Annotated in this window: 14 protein-coding genes; 1 reads left to right on the forward strand and 13 read right to left on the reverse strand. The window is 68.3% G+C overall.

What is annotated here, in order from left to right; all coding sequences use genetic code 11:
- Positions 1-63 precede the first annotated feature (63 nt).
- From rodA to ACIQI8_RS14715, 9 genes are all read right to left on the reverse strand, one after another.
- Complete coding sequence (rodA, locus tag ACIQI8_RS14675) at positions 64-1,260, reverse strand: rod shape-determining protein RodA (RefSeq protein ID WP_402349189.1); 1,197 nt, start codon at positions 1,258-1,260, stop codon at positions 64-66.
- The gene (mrdA, locus tag ACIQI8_RS14680) at positions 1,257-3,503 is read right to left on the reverse strand and encodes a penicillin-binding protein 2 (RefSeq protein ID WP_402349191.1); all 2,247 of its coding nucleotides are present in this window, start codon (positions 3,501-3,503) and stop codon (positions 1,257-1,259) included. Before mrdA ends, rodA begins: the two co-directional genes overlap by 4 nt.
- An 80-nt stretch (positions 3,504-3,583) precedes the next feature.
- Positions 3,584-4,264: a rod shape-determining protein MreD gene (mreD, locus tag ACIQI8_RS14685; protein WP_402349193.1), complete on the reverse strand. Its 681-nt coding sequence runs from the start codon at positions 4,262-4,264 to the stop codon at positions 3,584-3,586.
- A gap of 16 nt (positions 4,265-4,280) precedes the next feature.
- Entirely contained in the window at positions 4,281-5,228 is a 948-nt protein-coding gene (mreC, locus tag ACIQI8_RS14690; RefSeq protein WP_402349196.1) for a rod shape-determining protein MreC, read from the reverse strand.
- Between the two features lie 146 nt (positions 5,229-5,374).
- On the reverse strand, positions 5,375-6,394 hold the full coding sequence (locus ACIQI8_RS14695; protein WP_123999956.1) for a rod shape-determining protein: 1,020 nt from the start codon (positions 6,392-6,394) through the stop codon (positions 5,375-5,377).
- 320 nt (positions 6,395-6,714) lie between these two features.
- Positions 6,715-7,128: a nucleoside-diphosphate kinase gene (gene ndk / locus ACIQI8_RS14700; RefSeq protein ID WP_402349199.1), complete on the reverse strand. Its 414-nt coding sequence runs from the start codon at positions 7,126-7,128 to the stop codon at positions 6,715-6,717.
- Between the two features lie 68 nt (positions 7,129-7,196).
- Entirely contained in the window at positions 7,197-7,562 is a 366-nt protein-coding gene (locus ACIQI8_RS14705) for a DUF4233 domain-containing protein (protein ID WP_402349202.1), read from the reverse strand.
- 6 nt (positions 7,563-7,568) lie between these two features.
- Positions 7,569-9,053, reverse strand: coding sequence for a bifunctional folylpolyglutamate synthase/dihydrofolate synthase (locus ACIQI8_RS14710; RefSeq protein WP_402349205.1), 1,485 nt, complete (start codon positions 9,051-9,053; stop codon positions 7,569-7,571).
- Positions 9,054-9,259: 206 nt separating this feature from the next.
- Positions 9,260-11,884 carry a valine--tRNA ligase gene (locus ACIQI8_RS14715; protein ID WP_402349208.1) on the reverse strand — a complete coding sequence of 875 codons (2,625 nt, stop codon included), beginning with the start codon at positions 11,882-11,884 and terminating at the stop codon, positions 9,260-9,262.
- Positions 11,885-12,020: 136 nt separating this feature from the next.
- Between ACIQI8_RS14715 and ACIQI8_RS14720 the strand changes: the two genes are divergently transcribed.
- Entirely contained in the window at positions 12,021-12,989 is a 969-nt protein-coding gene (locus ACIQI8_RS14720) for a hypothetical protein (RefSeq protein WP_402349210.1), read from the forward strand.
- Positions 12,990-13,058: 69 nt separating this feature from the next.
- Here ACIQI8_RS14720 and ACIQI8_RS14725 read toward each other — a convergent pair whose 3' ends face one another.
- The 4 genes from ACIQI8_RS14725 to ACIQI8_RS14740 all read right to left on the reverse strand — a co-directional run bounded on the left by ACIQI8_RS14725 (position 13,059) and on the right by ACIQI8_RS14740 (position 16,330).
- Positions 13,059-13,388, reverse strand: a complete 330-nt coding sequence (locus ACIQI8_RS14725) for a hypothetical protein (protein WP_402349213.1) — start codon at positions 13,386-13,388, stop codon at positions 13,059-13,061.
- 136 nt (positions 13,389-13,524) lie between these two features.
- On the reverse strand, positions 13,525-14,814 hold the full coding sequence (clpX, locus tag ACIQI8_RS14730; RefSeq protein WP_123999963.1) for an ATP-dependent Clp protease ATP-binding subunit ClpX: 1,290 nt from the start codon (positions 14,812-14,814) through the stop codon (positions 13,525-13,527).
- A gap of 179 nt (positions 14,815-14,993) precedes the next feature.
- Entirely contained in the window at positions 14,994-15,674 is a 681-nt protein-coding gene (locus tag ACIQI8_RS14735; RefSeq protein ID WP_401721084.1) for an ATP-dependent Clp protease proteolytic subunit, read from the reverse strand.
- 50 nt (positions 15,675-15,724) lie between these two features.
- Positions 15,725-16,330: an ATP-dependent Clp protease proteolytic subunit gene (locus ACIQI8_RS14740; RefSeq protein ID WP_030601513.1), complete on the reverse strand. Its 606-nt coding sequence runs from the start codon at positions 16,328-16,330 to the stop codon at positions 15,725-15,727.
- Positions 16,331-16,478: the final 148 nt, after the last annotated feature.

The following is a 16,478-nucleotide window of genomic DNA, read 5'->3' on the forward strand; positions in this document are numbered from 1 at the left end:
TGCCCAGCGGCAGGGCCCGTCATGAGCGAATCCCGGGGAAACGCAGGGTCAACGGGTGCCTGCCTACGCCGACATCGGTCGCTGCACCCTGATCGACTGCAGCAGCCCCACCGCCACCCAGACCGCGAACATCGACGTACCGCCGTACGAGACGAAGGGCAGCGGCAGACCGGTGACCGGCATGATGCCGAGGGTCATGCCGATGTTCTCGAAGGCCTGGAAGGCGAACCACGCCACGATCCCGGCGGCCACGATCGTGCCGTACAACTCGGTCGTCTCGCGGGCGATGCGGCAGGCCCGCCACAGGACGACACCGAGCAGCAGGATGATCAGTCCCGCGCCGACGAAGCCGAGCTCCTCCCCCGCGACCGTGAAGACGAAGTCGGTCTGCTGCTCGGGCACGAACTGGCCGGTGGTCTGCGAGCCGTGGAACAGCCCGGAGCCGGTCAGCCCGCCGGAGCCGATCGCGATGCGCGCCTGGTTGGTGTTGTAGCCGACGCCCGCCGGGTCGAGGTCGGGGTTGGCGAAGGCGGCGAAGCGGTTGATCTGGTAGTCGTCCAGGATGTGCAGCTGCCAGACCGCGATCGCGCCCAGCGCGCCCGCGGAGATCAGCCCGAACACCCAGCGGTTGGAGGCGCCGGAGGCGAGCAGCACGCCGAGGATGATGATCACCATGACCATGACCGAGCCGAGGTCGGGCATGAGCAGCACGACCAGGATCGGTACGGCGGCCAGGCCCAGGGCCTGGAGGACCGTACGGGGGTCGGGGTACTTCTTGTCGCCGGCGTCGACCCGGGCGGACAGCAGCATCGCCATGCCGAGGATGATCGTGATCTTCACGAACTCCGAGGGCTGCAGCGAGAAGCCGCCGCCGAGCACGATCCAGGAGTGCGCGCCGTTGACCGTGGAGCCCAGCGGGGTGAGCACCAGCAGGATCAGGAAGACCGAGGCGCCGTAGAGGATCGGGACGGCGGTGCGCAGGGTGCGGTGGCCGAGCCAGACGGTGCCGATCATCAGGCAGAAGCCGATGCCGGTGTTCATGAGGTGCCGGATGAGGAAGTAGTACTGGTCGCCCTGGTTGATCTCGGTGCGGTTGCGGGTCGCCGAGAAGACGAGGACCGCGCCGATCATCGACAGGGCGAGCGCGGCCAGCAGTATCGGCCAGTCCAGGCGCCGGGCCAGCGAGTCGCGGGCGAAGACCCGGGTCCAGCCCGCGCGCTCGGGGCCGTAGCCGGAGACGGAGAAGCTGTTGCCGGTCATGTGAGCATCCTCCGGCTGCCTCGCTTACGGGGTCGCCTTCGCGTGTTCTGGTTCGTGGTCGGCGTGTTGGTGGTCGCGCCGGGCTGGGTCTCGTCCGGCGCCGCCGTGCCCGCGTCGGTCGCCTTGAGCTCCTTGACCGGGTCCTTGGCGATCTTCGGGGAGTTGATCGTGCCGTCCGTCCTGACCTTCGGCAGCCCCTTCTGCGGGGTCGGCAGCATCGCCTTCTTCTTGTCGATCGTGCCGTCCGCCGAGACGCCGTAGAGGGCGTTGTAGATGCCGCGCACGGCCTCACCGGAGGCGCCCGAACCGGTACCGGCCTGGGCGATGGTCATGATGACCGTGTAGTCCTTGGAGTAGGTGGCGAGCCAGGACGTGGTCTGCTTGCCGTAGACCTCGGCGGTACCGGTCTTGGCGTGCAGCGGGATCTTGTCCTGCGGCCAGCCGCCGAACTTCCAGGCGGCGGTACCGCGGGTGACCACGCCGGCGAGGGCGGAGTCCATGCCCTTGATGGTCGCCTTGCTGACCGGCAGCTTGCCCACGGGCTTCGGCTTGATCTCCTGGACGGTCTTGCCGTCGGGGCTGACGATCGCCTTGCCGATGGTGGGCTGGTACATGGTGCCGCCGTTGGCGATGGCGCCGTAGATCGCGGCCTCCTGGATCGGCGTGACGAGGGTGTCGCCCTGGCCGATGGAGTAGTTGATCGAGTCGCCCTCGCGCATCTTGTTGCCTTCGAGGCAGTTCTCGTACGCGATCTTCTCGACATAACTGCCGTCCTTCTTGCCGGACTTGCACCAGGCGTCCTTGTTGGCCTTCCAGTAGTCGAGCTTCCACTGGCGGTCCGGGACGCGGCCGGTGACCTCGTTGGGGAGGTCGATGCCGGTCTCCTTGCCGAGGCCGAACTGGTGGGCCGCCTTGTAGAAGTAGTCCTTGGGCTCACCCTTCTTCGGGTTGATGCCGCCGTCCTTCTTCCACTCGCGGTCGGCGAGACCGTAGAAGACGGTGTCGCAGGAGACCTCCAGGGCGCGGCCCAGCGAGATGGGGCCGAAGCTCTCGCCCTCGAAGTTCTTGAAGACCTGGCCGCCCACGGAGTACGAACTGGTGCAGGGGTAGCCGCCGTCCCACTCGTAGCCGGCCTCGACCGCGGCGGCCGTGGAGACCACCTTGAAGGTCGAACCGGGCGCCGACTGACCCTGTATGGCGCGGTTGAGCAGTGGGTAGTCGGAGTTCTTGCCGGTGAGCTTCTTGTAGTCCTTGGCGGAGATGCCGCCGACCCAGACGTTCGGGTCGTAGGTCGGCGCGGACGCCATGGCGACGACCCGGCCGGTCTTGGCCTCCATGACGACGACGGCACCGGAGTCGGCCTTGTAGTTCTCGCCGGTGATCTTGTCGAACGATTCCCGGGCCTTCTTCATCGCGTTGTTCAGCTCGTACTCGGCGACCCGCTGGACGCGGGCGTCGATGCTGGTGACGAGGTTGGCGCCGGGCTCGGCGGCGTCGGACTCCGCCTTGCCGATGACGCGGCCGAGGTTGTCGACCTCGTAGCGGGTGACGCCGGCCTTGCCGCGCAGTTCCTTGTCGTACTGGCGCTCAAGGCCCGAGCGGCCGACCTGGTCGGAGCGCAGATAGGGCGAGTCGGTGTCCTGGGCCTTGGTGATCTCGTCGTCGGTGACCGGCGAGAGGTAGCCGAGGACCTGGGCGGTGTTGGACTTGCCGGGGCTCGCGTAGCGGCGCACGGCCTCCGGCTCGGCGGTGATGCCGGGGAAGTCCTCGGCGCGCTCGCGGATCTGCAGGGCCTGCTTGGCGGTGGCCTCGTCGGTGATCGGGATCGGCTGGTAGGGCGAGCCGTTCCAGCAGGGCTTGGGCGTCTGCGCGTCGCACAGGCGGACCTTCTGGATGACTTCCTGGGGCTTCATCCCGAGGACGCCGGCCAGCTTGGTCAGGACGGCCTTGCCGTCGTCCTTCATCTTCAGCAGGTCGGTGCGGGAGGCGGAGACCACGAGCCGGGTCTCGTTGTCGGCGAGCGGGACACCGCGCGCGTCCAGGATCGAGCCGCGCACGGCGGGCTGGACGACCTGCTGGACGTGGTTGCCGGACGCCTCCTTGGCGTATGCGTTGCCCTCGCGGATCTGCAGGTACCACAGGCGTCCGCCGAGGGTGCCGAGCAGGGAGAGGACGAGGATCTGGATGACGACGAGCCTGATCTGGACGCGTGGGGTCCGACCGGTCTCGGGGATGTTGGTCACTGCGGCTGCCTCCCCCTCTCAGTGTGTGTCTGTGTCATATCCGACGGACCTGTGAATGCCCGCCGCCAACTCCCGCGCGCTCACAGCCGCTTGACCCCCTTGATGCGGCCCACGCGGGTGGTGCGGGCGCGTGCCTTGGTCTTCAGGGAGCCGAGGCCGCCGCGCTGGCCGCCGATCTTCAGTCCGGTGCCGGCCGACAGCCAGCCGGAGGAGATGTCGGTGGCCTTGCTCGCCGCGGAGTTGGTCTCGGCGAGCGGGTCGTTCTCCGCCTTCCGGGCCAGCGCCATGATGCCGGGCACGACGAAGGGGGCCAGCAACAGGTCGTACAGGGCAGCGGAGAACAGCAGGCTGGGCAGGCCGACATGGCGGGCTGCGGTGTCACCGACGAGGGCGCCCACGCCCGCGTAGAGCAGGGTCGAGCCGATCGCGGCGGCGACCACGACGACCATGGGGCCGGTGGCCGACTTGAGCCGGCCGTTCTCCGGTCTGGCCAGGCCCGCGAGGTAGCCGACGACGCACAGCACCAGGGCGTAGCGCCCGGCCGCGTGGTCGGCGGGTGGCGCGAGGTCGGCGAGCAGTCCCGCGCCGAAACCGACGAGGGCGCCGCCGACATGGCCGTAGACCATGGCGAGGCCGAGGACGGTCAGGAGCAGCAGGTCGGGGACGGCACCCGGGAGGTGGAGGCGGGCGAGGACGCTCACCTGGAGCACCAGGGCGACGACGACCAGGGCCGAGGAAAGCAGGATCCGGTTGACGCGCATGGGGGTGACTCAGCTCCTACTGCTGCTCTTGCTGTTGACCGTCGACGGGTGCGCCTGCGGACGGGGTGACCGTGACGGTGACCGTCGGTGTGGGGGTCGGCTTGGGCTTCTTCGGGAGCACCGTGTCCCGCGGGTCCTGCTTGGGGGCCTCCACGACGACGCCGAGGACGTCGAGCTTGGTGAAGGCGACGTACGGCGTGACGTAGACGGTGCGGGTCAGGCCGCCCGCCGAGGGCTCCACGCGGGAGACGATGCCGACCGGGACGCCGGGCACGAAGGGCTTGTCGGCCTGCGAGCCGAAGGTGACCAGGCGGTCGCCCTTCTTCACCTCGGCCTTGCCGTTGAGGAGTTCGACGCGCAGCGGGCGGTCGCCCTGTCCTGAGGCGAAACCGAGTTCGTCACTGCCCTCCATGCGGGTGCCGACGGTGAAGTCGGGGTCGTTGGCGAGCAGCACGGTGGAGGTGTTGGGTCCTACGGTCGTCACGCGGCCGACCAGACCGTCGCCGTTGAGGACGGTCATGTCGCGCTTGATGCCGTCGTTGGCGCCGATGTCGATCGAGACGGTCCAGGAGAAGCCCTGGGCCGCTCCTATGCCGATGACCTGGGCGCCCTTGATGCCGTACTGGCCCTCGCCGGCGACCTTCAGCATCTTGTCGAGCTGTCTGAGGCGGCTGGCGTTGCGGTCGTCGCTGCCGAGCTTCGCCTTGAGGGCCGCGTTCTCCTGCTCAAGCCGGGCGAGCCGGTCGTGCCGCTCACCCGAGTCGCGGATCGCGGAGACGGCGTTGCCGACCGGGTCGACGGCGGACGACACACCGTTCTCGATCGGGCCGAAGACCGTGGCCGCGGCCTGGCGGGCACCGTCGACCGGCGAATCCTCTCCGCCGCGGATGTCCACCGTGATCAGCGCGAACGCGACGGCGATCAGCAGCACCAGGAGCAGCCGGCTCTCTCGTGTGTCCCTCACGTGCGGCGGCCGTGCCTTCCTCATAGGAATGTGCGGGGGGTGTGTGTGCCATGCAGGTGTTTGTTTATGCGCGAGCTTATGCCTCTATATCAACGATCCGCCGCACGAGAGGAGATCGTCTCGTACGGCGGAATCGAAGAGTTACGTCATCTGCGCGGCGAGGCGTCGAGAACCTGCTGAAGTGCCTCGAACTCCTCGACGCACTTGCCGGAACCGAGCGCCACGCTGTCCAGCGGGTCCTCGGCGATATGGATCGGCATACCGGTCTCCCGGCGCAGCCGCTCGTCCAGGCCGCGCAGCAGGGCGCCGCCGCCGGTCAGGACGATCCCGCGGTCCATGATGTCGCCGGACAGCTCCGGCGGGCACTTGTCGAGGGTGGTCTTCACGGCGTCGACGATCGCGTTGACGGGTTCCTCGATCGCCTTGCGCACTTCGGCGGCGGAGATGACCACGGTCTTGGGCAGGCCGGAGACCAGGTCCCGGCCGCGGATTTCGGTGTGTTCGTCAGCGTCGAGGTCGTACGCCGAACCGATCGTGATCTTGATCTGTTCGGCCGTCCGCTCACCCAGCAGAAGGCTGTACTCCTTCTTGATGTGCTGGATGATCGCGTTGTCCAGTTCGTCGCCCGCGACGCGGATGGACTGGGCGGTGACGATGCCGCCGAGCGAGATGACCGCGACCTCCGTGGTGCCGCCGCCGATGTCCACCACCATGTTGCCCGTGGCCTCGTGGACCGGCAGGCCGGAACCGATGGCCGCGGCCATGGGCTCCTCGATGATGTGCACCTGGCGCGCCCCGGCCTGGGACGACGCCTCGATGACGGCGCGGCGCTCGACGCCGGTGATGCCCGAGGGCACGCACACGACGACGCGCGGCCGCGCGAGATACCGCCGCTTGTGGATCTTCAGGATGAAGTAGCGGAGCATCCGCTCGGTGATCTCGAAGTCGGCGATCACGCCGTCCTTCAGCGGGCGCACGGCAACGATGTTGCCGGGGGTCCGCCCGATCATCTTCTTGGCTTCGGCGCCGACCGCCAGAATTCCACCGGTGTTCGTGTTGATCGCGACGACGGACGGCTCGTTGAGTACGATCCCGCGACCCCTGACGTACACCAGCGTGTTGGCGGTCCCGAGGTCGACAGCCATGTCACGGCCGATGAACGACATTGAGTTCCCCATCAGGATTCGTCTGGCCTTCCTGGGAGCTTTTGAGGGCTTTTCAGGTCGGCGAAGTGGGTGCAGTGACGTGAAGGCTTCCATCGTAGACGCGCCTTCGCGAACACCGCGTGAGGGTCTTCGCCATTGTCAGCAGATGATGCGCGGCCCCGCTTCTGGAGACGGCCCATCGGGGGCACTCGTTCCCCCGATCGGCACGCATATGCCGAGAGACGGCCGAAAAGGACCGGCCGTCCCAGGTCAGGAGAACCCTCCGACTGACACCCCGTCAGAAAAGTCCACGAAAACTCCGTAAGCGGGTTGCCGGAGCGCTATGCGTGGTCCGGGAAGAAGATCTTCACCTCGCGCTCCGCCGAGTCGACGGAGTCGCTCGCGTGGATGAGGTTCTCCCGCACGATGACGCCGAAGTCGCCGCGGATGGAGCCGGGGGCGGCGGCGATCGGGTCGGTCGGACCGGCCAGGGCGCGGACACCCTCGATGACCCGCTCGCCCTCGACGATCAGCGCGACGACCGGACCGGAGGCCATGAACTCCACCAGCGGCTCGTAGAAGGGCTTGCCCTTGTGCTCGCCGTAGTGCTGCTCCAGCGTCTCCTGGTCCAGGGTGCGCAGCTCCAGCGCGGTGATCCGCCAGTCGGCCTTGCGCTCGATGCGGCCGATGATCTCGCCGGTCAGGCCACGGCGGACCGCGTCGGGCTTGAGGAGGACGAGGGTGCGCTGAGTCACGGCAGGGCTCCTATGGATCAAGAATCGTGCGGGGTGTTCGAAGATTACAGGGCGTGTCGGGGCCCTTGTCACACAGCGTCAGGTGTAGAGGAGCCCGCCGAGCCCGCCTGCGCGGCGAATCTCGCCTTCGCCTCGTCGATCTTCCTGCCGTAGTGCACGGACGCCCACCACAGGGCCGCGAAGATCGCCCCGAGGAAGAACATCGACGGCACGATGAAGCCGGACGCGATCAGCGCGATCTGCAGGGCCCAGCCCATGGCGATCCCGCCGGGGCGGGTCACCATGGCGCACAGCAGGACGGACAGGAGCATCGCGATGCCGCTGACCGTCCACACGGTCGACATGGACAGGTCAGGGTCCTTCATGGCGACCAGGCCGGCGAAGCCGATCACGAAGAACTCGCCGATCAGGGTAGAGGAACAGAGCGTACGCACGGGTGGTCAGCCCCTCCCCAGGAGCAGTCGGGCCTCGCCCACGGTGATGACGGAGCCGGTCACGAGCACGCCGCCGCCCGCGAACTCGCCGTCCTCCTCGGACAGCGTGATCGCGGCCTCCAGCGCGTCCGGCAGCCGCGGCTCGACCTGGACGCGGTCCTCGCCGAACACCTCGACGGCGATGCCCGCGAGTTCGTCGGTGTCCATCGCGCGATGGCTGGAGTTCTGGGTCACGACGACCTCGGCGAAGATCGGCTCGAAGGCTTCCAGCAGCCCCCGCACGTTCTTGTCGGCGCTCGCCCCGACCACGCCGATCAGCCGGCTGAAGTCGAAGGCCTCGCCGACCGCCTCGGCGGTGGCGCGGGCGCCGGCCGGGTTGTGGGCCGCGTCCAGCACGACGGTGGGCGAGCGGCGTACGACTTCGAGGCGGCCCGGCGAGGACACCGCGGCGAAGGCCTTGCGGACCGTTTCCAGGTCGAGCGGCTCGGGACGCTGGGAGCCGACGCCGAAGAACGCCTCCACTGCGGCGAGGGCCACGGCCGCGTTGTGCGCCTGGTAGCCACCGTGCAGCGGGAGGTACACCTCGCCGTACTCACCGCCGAGGCCGCGCAGGGTGAGCAGCTGCCCGCCGACGGCGACCTGGCGGGCGACGACCCCGAACTCGAGTCCCTCCCTGGCCACGGTGGCGTCGACGTCGACGGCCTTCTTCAGCAGCACCTGGGCCGCGTCCACCGGCTGCTGGGCCAGGATGACCGTCGCGTCCTGCTTGATGACGCCGGACTTCTCCTTGGCGATCTCACCGGGCGTCTCGCCGAGCCGGTCGGTGTGGTCCAGGTCGATGGGGGTGACGACGGCGACGTCACCGTCGATCACGTTGGTGGCGTCCCAGGTGCCACCCATACCGACCTCGACGACGGCCACGTCCACGGGGGCGTCCGCGAAGGAGGCGTACGCCATGCCGGTCAGCACCTCGAAGAAGGACAGGCGGTAGGGCTGCTGGGTGTCGACCATCTCGACGTACGGCTTGATGTCCTCGTACGTCTCGATGAACCGCTCGGCGGAGATCGGGGCGCCGTCCAGGCTGATCCGCTCGGTGACGGACTGGACGTGCGGGGAGGTGTAGCGACCGGTGCGCAGCTCGAAGGCGCCGAGGAGGGCCTCGATCATGCGGGCCGTCGACGTCTTGCCGTTCGTCCCCGTGATGTGGATCGAGGGGTACGAGCGCTGAGGATCGCCCAGGAGGTCCATCAGCGCGGCGATGCGGGTGACGCTGGGCTCCAGCTTGGTCTCGCCCCACCGGGTGGCGAGCTCCGCCTCGACCTCGCGCAGTGCCTTGTCGACCTCGGGGTCCTCGGGGCGCGCCGGCACGTCTGCCTCCGGCGGTGCGCCCTGGGTCCGCAGGGTGCGGCTGCCGGCCTCGATGACCGCGAGGTCGGGGTCGCGGTCGGTCTCGTTGGCGATGATCTCGTCGAAGGGGTCGGTGTCGCTCACGGGGCCCAGTCTACGGAGCGGGAGCGGGGGCGCGCCCAGGGAGGCCCCACCGCCCCAAAGCCACCCACAGCTGCGGGCAGTCGTGCCGCTGGGGCGGCACGGGTGGGCGCAGCGGCACCGGCCAGCGCCGGGAGCGGGATGCCGTGGGGGTGCGCGAAGGCCCCGGAGACTTTGACGTTCCGGGGCCTTCACCGCCGTACAGATCCCTACGCGGACGGCAGCCTGTCCAGTTGGGCCTGGATCCTGGCGATGTCCTCGTCCGCCTTCGTCAGGCGGCCCCGGATCTTGTCGACCACGTTGTCCGGGGCCTTGGCCAGGAACGCCTCGTTGCCCAGCTTGGCTGTCGCCTGGGCTTTCTCCTTCTCCGCCGCCGCGAGGTCCTTCGCCAACCTCTTGCGTTCCGCGGCCACGTCGATCGTGCCGGAGAGGTCGAGCGCCACCTCGGCCCCGGAGACGGGAAGCGTCGCCGTCGCCGTGAAGGACTCGCCCTCCGGCTGCAGGCGCAGGAGCTGGCGGATCGCCGCCTCGTGCGGAGCCAGGTCCGTACCGTCGAGGGTGAGACGGGCCGGGACCCGCTGGCCGGGCTGCAGGCCCTGGTCGGCACGGAAGCGGCGGACCTCCGTGATCACGGCCTGCAGCGTCTCGATCTCGCGCTCGGCCGCCTCGTCACGGAAGCCGCTGTCCCCCGGCCAGTCCGCGATCACGACCGACTCGCCGCCCGTGAGCGTCGTCCACAGGGTGTCCGTGACGAACGGGACGACCGGGTGGAGGAGACGGAGGGTGACGTCGAGGACCTCGCCCAGGACCCGCTTGGAGACCTCCGCAGAGTCCCCGCCCGCCTGGAACGTGGTCTTGGACAGCTCGACGTACCAGTCGAAGACCTCGTCCCACGCGAAGTGGTAGAGCGCGTCGGACAGCTTGGCGAACTGGAAGTCGTCGTAGAACGCGTCGACTTCGACCACCGTCTTGTTCAGCCGGGACAGGATCCAGCGGTCCGTCGCCGACATCTCGGACGGGGACGGCAACGGCCCTTCGATCGTCGCGCCGTTCATCAGCGCGAAGCGCGTCGCGTTCCAGATCTTGTTCGCGAAGTTCCGGGACGCCTGGACCCAGTCCTCGCCGATCGGCACGTCCGTACCGGGGTTGGCGCCGCGGGCCAGCGTGAAACGGACCGCGTCGGAGCCGTACTTGTCCATCCAGTCGAGCGGGTCGACGACGTTGCCGAAGGACTTCGACATCTTCTTGCCGCGCTCGTCACGGACCAGACCCGTCAACGCGATGGTCTTGAACGGGACTTCGCCGTCCATCGCGTACAGGCCGAACATCATCATCCTGGCGACCCAGAAGAAGATGATGTCGTGGCCGGTCAGCAGGACGTCGGTCGGGTAGAACTTCCGCAGGTCCGCGGTCTGTTCGGGCCAGCCGAGGGTGGAGAAGGGCCACAGGCCGGACGAGAACCAGGTGTCCAGGACGTCCGTGTCCTGCCGCCAGCCCTCGCCGCTCGGCGGCTCCTCGTCGGGGCCGACACAGACGACCTCGCCCTCGGGGCCGTACCAGACGGGGATGCGGTGGCCCCACCACAACTGCCGTGAGATGCACCAGTCGTGCATGTTGTCGACCCAGTCGAAGTACCGCTTCGACATGTCCTCGGGGTGGATCCTCACCCGGCCGTCGCGGACCGCGTCACCGGCGGCCTTGGCGAGCGGACCGACCTTGACCCACCACTGCATGGACAGCCGCGGCTCGATGGTCGTGCTGCAGCGCGAGCAGTGGCCGACGCTGTGGACGTACGGCCGCTTCTCGGCGACGATCCGGCCCTGCGAGCGCAGCGCGGCGACGATCGCGGAACGCGCCTCGAAGCGGTCCAGGCCCTCGAAGGGACCGTGGACGGTGATGACCGCGCGCTCGTCCATGACCGTGATCGACTCCAGGCCGTGGCGCTGGCCGATCGCGAAGTCGTTGGGGTCGTGGGCCGGGGTGACCTTGACGGCGCCCGTGCCGAACTCGGGGTCGACGTGCGTGTCCGCGACGACGGGGATCGTACGGTCGGTCAGCGGCAGCTTGATCCGCTTGCCGACCAGGTGCTTGTAGCGCTCGTCGTCGGGGTGGACGGCGACGGCGGTGTCACCGAGCATCGTCTCCGCGCGGGTGGTCGCGACGACCAGCGTCTCGTCCCCCTCGCCGTACGTGATGGAGACCAGCTCGCCGTCGTCCTCCTGGTACTCCACCTCGATGTCCGAGATGGCCGTCAGACAGCGCGGACACCAGTTGATGATGCGCTCGGCGCGGTAGATCAACTCGTCGTCGTACAGCCGCTTGAAGATGGTCTGGACGGCCTGGGACAGGCCCTCGTCCATGGTGAAGCGCTCGCGGCTCCAGTCGACGCCGTCGCCGAGGCGGCGCATCTGGCCGAGGATCTTGCCGCCGTACTCCTCCTTCCACTGCCAGACCCGCTCGACGAACTCCTCGCGGCCCAGGTCCTGGCGGGACTTGCCCTCCTCGGCGAGCTGCTGCTCGACCTTGTTCTGGGTGGCGATGCCGGCGTGGTCCATGCCGGGCAGCCACAGCGCCTCGAAGCCCTGCATGCGCTTGCGGCGGGTGAGGGCGTCCATGAGCGTGTGCTGGAAGGCGTGGCCCAGGTGCAGGGAACCGGTGACGTTCGGCGGCGGGATGACGATGGTGTACGGCGGCTTCTCGCTCTTCGCGTCGGCGGCGAAGTAACCCCGTTCTACCCAGCGCTCGTACAGCGGTCCCTCTACATCGGCCGGCGCGTACTGAGTCGGCAGTTCGGTGTCGGGCGCTGTGGGCTGCTGCTGAGCATTCTCGGTCACGGGCCCAGTTTAGGGGTGTCGCGGGCCTGTCCCGAAACGCCTTTGTTCTGTAACGGTGCGGCCCCCGATGCAGTGAGGTTCCTGTGCCTGCGCCAGGATGTCAGGGCCACATAAACATCTGGAGGGGAACCCAGTAATGAGTCACAACCAGCCGGGCCCGTACGGCGGGCAGCCCCAGCAGCCCGGTCCGTACGGCCAGCCGGGCCCGTACGGCCAGCAGCCGCCGCAGGCGCCCCAGCCCGGCTACGGCTACCCCCAGCAGCCGCCCGCCCAGCCGCAGCCCGGTTACGGCTACCCGCAGCAGCCCCCGCAGGGCGTGCCGCCGCAGCCGGACCCGTACGGCCAGCAGCCGCAACCGCCTTACGGCCAGCAGCCCTACCCGCCGCAGCCGCCGGCCTCCGGTGGCGGCGGCAAGAAGACGGGCGTGATCATCGGCTCGGTGGCGGTCGTGGCGGCGATCGCGGTCGGCGCGTACTTCGTGATCGGCGGGGGCGGCGGCAGCGGTTCGAGCGGCGTCAAGGACGACGGCCCGCACAAGCTCTCGGCGCCGGCGACGGTGATCAACGGCGAGTACAAGAAGTCGGACAGCGCCGACTCCTCGGACGGGCTGACCGCCGAGGACAAGGCGGACTTCCAGAAGTGGGGGGTCAAGGACCCCAAGGACGCGAGCGCGGGCTACGCGAAGGGCACGGGGCTCAGCGCCAAGAACCTCTCCTTCAGCGGCGTCTACGGCACCATCGACGATCCCGAGGCCGTCGTCGACGCGATGTTCGTGAAGCTGAAGACCGAGTCCGAGAAGGACGAGGGCAGCGGCGACAGCACCGGCAAGATGGTCGGCAGCCCGGAGAAGGTCACGCCGGCCGGCTTCGAGAACGGCATCATGAAGTGCCAGATCGCCGAGATCACGAACAACGACTCGTCGAGCGCGTCCGCCGGCGCCGCCAAGACCATCAAGATGCCGATGTGCATCTGGGGCGACCACAGCACGGTCGCCGCGGTCACGTCCTTCGGCCTCGCCCAACTCGCCAGCGGCGACGGCGGTTCGGTCGCCGACCTCGCCTCCCTGGCGGCGAAGCTCCGCAACGACGTACGCGTGAAGGCCTGACGCCAGAAATACGCCGACGGGGCGCCCAGCGACTTCCGCGGGCGCCCCGTCCTGTCCTAGCGACTCAACTCAGGCAAGTCTGCAGGCGTTCATCGCCGTGGTGGCGTCCACTCTGATGGTGACCAACCCGGTCAGACACAAGGGGCTGGCTCCGACAGGCAAGTGCTCGTGACCGCAGGCCGCCTTCACCTTCGGGCCGGCGAAGTATCCATGAGTGGCAACGTAGTTGCTGCATGCGCTCTGCGTGGCGCTCGCCGGTGAGGCCACCAGGACCGGCAGCGCCCCTGCCGCGACCACCACACCGGCCGCGACCGCCATACGCTTCGCTCTCTGGAAAGTCATTCGGAATCCTCCCGTTTCACACAGCCAGACGTTCGAATGCATGTCCGGCTCGGTCACGGTGATCCGATCAGAGAAGCAGGGCGGGCTCCAGTTCCTACCGGCAGGATGGCTCGATCCGATCGCCCTTGGTCTGACACGCCGACGGGCAGGCACCCGAACTCGAGGTGCCTGCCCGTCGGCGGTGTTGAGAGGCTCAGGCCGTCTTCTGCTCGCCCGGCCCCCGGCCGTTGCGCGCGTCCCTCGGGATCAGCGTCGGGTTGACGTTGGAGTGGACGACGTCCGCCGTGATGACGACCCTCGCCACGTCCTTGCGCGAAGGCACCTCGTACATCACGGACATGAGGACTTCCTCCATGATGGCGCGCAGGCCGCGGGCGCCGGTCTGGCGGAGGATGGCCTGGTCGGCGATGGCCTCCAGGGCCTCGCGCTCGAAGTCCAGTTCCACGCCGTCGAGTTCGAAGAGACGTTGGTACTGCTTCATCAGCGCGTTGCGCGGCTCGACCAGGATCTGGAGCAGGGCCTCGCGGTCCAGGTTGTGGACCGAGGTGATGACGGGGAGGCGGCCGATGAACTCGGGGATCATGCCGAACTTGACCAGGTCCTCCGGCATGACGTCCTCGAACTGGTCCTTGGCCTCCAGCTCCCGCTTCGAGTGGATCGTCGCGCCGAAGCCGATGCCCTTGGCGCCGGCCCGCGACTCGATGATCTTCTCCAGACCGGCGAAGGCACCGCCCACGATGAACAGCACGTTCGTCGTGTCGATCTGGATGAACTCCTGGTGCGGGTGCTTGCGTCCGCCCTGCGGCGGGACCGAGGCCGTGGTGCCCTCGAGGATCTTGAGGAGGGCCTGCTGAACGCCCTCGCCGGAGACATCGCGGGTGATCGACGGGTTTTCGCTCTTACGGGCGACCTTGTCGATCTCGTCGATGTAGATGATCCCGGTCTCGGCCTTCTTGACGTCGTAGTCCGCCGCCTGGATCAGCTTCAGCAGGATGTTCTCGACGTCCTCGCCGACGTACCCCGCCTCGGTCAGCGCCGTGGCGTCCGCGATGGCGAACGGCACGTTCAGCATGCGGGCCAGGGTCTGGGCGAGCAGGGTCTTGCCGGAGCCCGTGGGACCGAGCAGAAGGATGTTGGACTTCGCCAACTCGATCGCGTCGTCACGGCCGTTGGCGCCACCGTTCTCGCCGGCCTGCACGCGCTTGTAGTGGTTGTAGACCGCGACGGACAGGGCCTTCTTCGCGGGCTCCTGGCCCACGACGTAGCCCTCAAGGAACTCGTAGATCTCCCGCGGCTTGGGGAGTTCCTCCCAGCGGACCTCGCTGGTCTCCGCGAGTTCTTCCTCGATGATCTCGTTGCAGAGATCGATGCACTCGTCGCAGATGTACACACCAGGCCCTGCGATGAGCTTCTTGACCTGCTTCTGGCTCTTGCCGCAGAACGAGCACTTGAGCAGATCGCCGCCGTCACCGATGCGTGCCACGGTGTGCTTCCCCTTCGCCTGGGAGACGCCTAGATCCAGCGGCTCCTGGTGCTGCCTTAATCCGACGGTACCTTGCCGGGCCCCCCGTTCGGGCCCCCCTTGGCGCGGTTCACTTTGACGTGCAGCGTGTCAAAGCACATGAACCATGCCAAGGGGCGGCAGACGATACAGCCTTCCGTCTAGGAGACGGCGGCGTTGTTCATCTTCCGGGTGGAGATGATCTGGTCGATCAGACCGTAGGAGAGCGCCTCCTCGGCGGTCAGGATCTTGTCGCGCTCGATGTCCTCGCGGATCTTGTCGATCGGCGTGGTGGAGTGCTTGGCCAGCATCTCCTCCAGCTGTGCGCGCATCCGCAGGATCTCGTTGGCGGCGATCTCCAGGTCGGAGACCTGTCCGCGGCCGGTCTCGCTGTAGGGCTGGTGGATCAGCACGCGCGCGTTGGGCAGCGCCATGCGCTTGCCCGGCGTACCGGCGGCGAGCAGGATCGCGGCGGCCGAGGCCGCCTGGCCCATGCAGACCGTCTGGACGTCCGGCTTCACGAACTGCATCGTGTCGTAAATCGCCGTGAGCGCCGTGAAGGAGCCACCGGGGCTGTTGATGTAGACCGAGATGTCCCGGTCGGGGTCCATCGACTCCAGGCACAGCAGCTGCGCCATGACGTCGTTGGCGGAGGCGTCGTCGATCTGCACGCCGAGGAAGATCACGCGCTCCTCGAAGAGCTTCGCGTAGGGGTCGTACTCGCGCACGCCCTGCGAGGTGCGCTCGACGAAGCGCGGGATGACGTAGCGGGACTCCGCCGCGGGACCCGTGTACTCGGCGCGCGTGCGGTCGAACAGGCCGCTGCCGGGGAAGTCGTTCACTGTCTCTCTCCTAGGGGCTGAGGCGGTCGGCTGTGGGCTTGCAGGGGGCCTCAGGCCCCGGTGCCGCCGCCGCCCGGCATGTTGGCTGCCGTCGTGATGACCTCGTCGATGAGGCCGTACTCCTTGGCCTCGTCGGCGTCGAACCAGCGGTCGCGGTCGGAGGCGCGGGTGATCTCCTCGAACGACTGACCGGTGTGCTGGGAGGTCAGCTCCGCCATGCGCTTCTTGGTGTGCAGCAGACGCTCGGCGTGGATCTTGATGTCGGAGGCCGAGCCGGCCAGACCGGCCGACGGCTGGTGGATCAGGATCTCGGCGTTCGGCAGCGCGAAGCGCTTGCCGGGGGTGCCCGCGCTGAGCAGGAACTGGCCCATGGAGGCGGCGAGGCCCATGGCGATCGTCACCACGTCGTTCTTGATGTACTGCATGGTGTCGTAGATCGCCATGCCGGCCGTGATCGAGCCGCCGGGGCTGTTGATGTAGAGGTAGATGTCCTTGTCCGGGTCAGCGGCGAGAAGCAGCAGCTGCGCGGTGATCTTGTTGGCGATGTCGTCGTCGACCGGCTGGCCGAGGAAGATGATCCGCTCGTTGAGCAGCCGGTTGTAGACCTGGTCGCCGAGGCCACCACCGATGGAAGGCTCGCCGGCGGCGGAGGGCATCAGATTCGTCACGTATCCACCTGCTCGTCTTACGACGGCGCCGGGCCGTCTTCACGTGTTCCCGTCCGGGGGGCTGCAAAAGGGACTCTCCGGCCCCCGTACTCATGGACCCTAACGCGCAGGCCCGTCCGGTGAATCCCGGGAAGGG

The organism is Streptomyces sp. NPDC092369 (assembly GCF_044755245.1).
Taxonomy (GTDB): domain Bacteria; phylum Actinomycetota; class Actinomycetes; order Streptomycetales; family Streptomycetaceae; genus Streptomyces.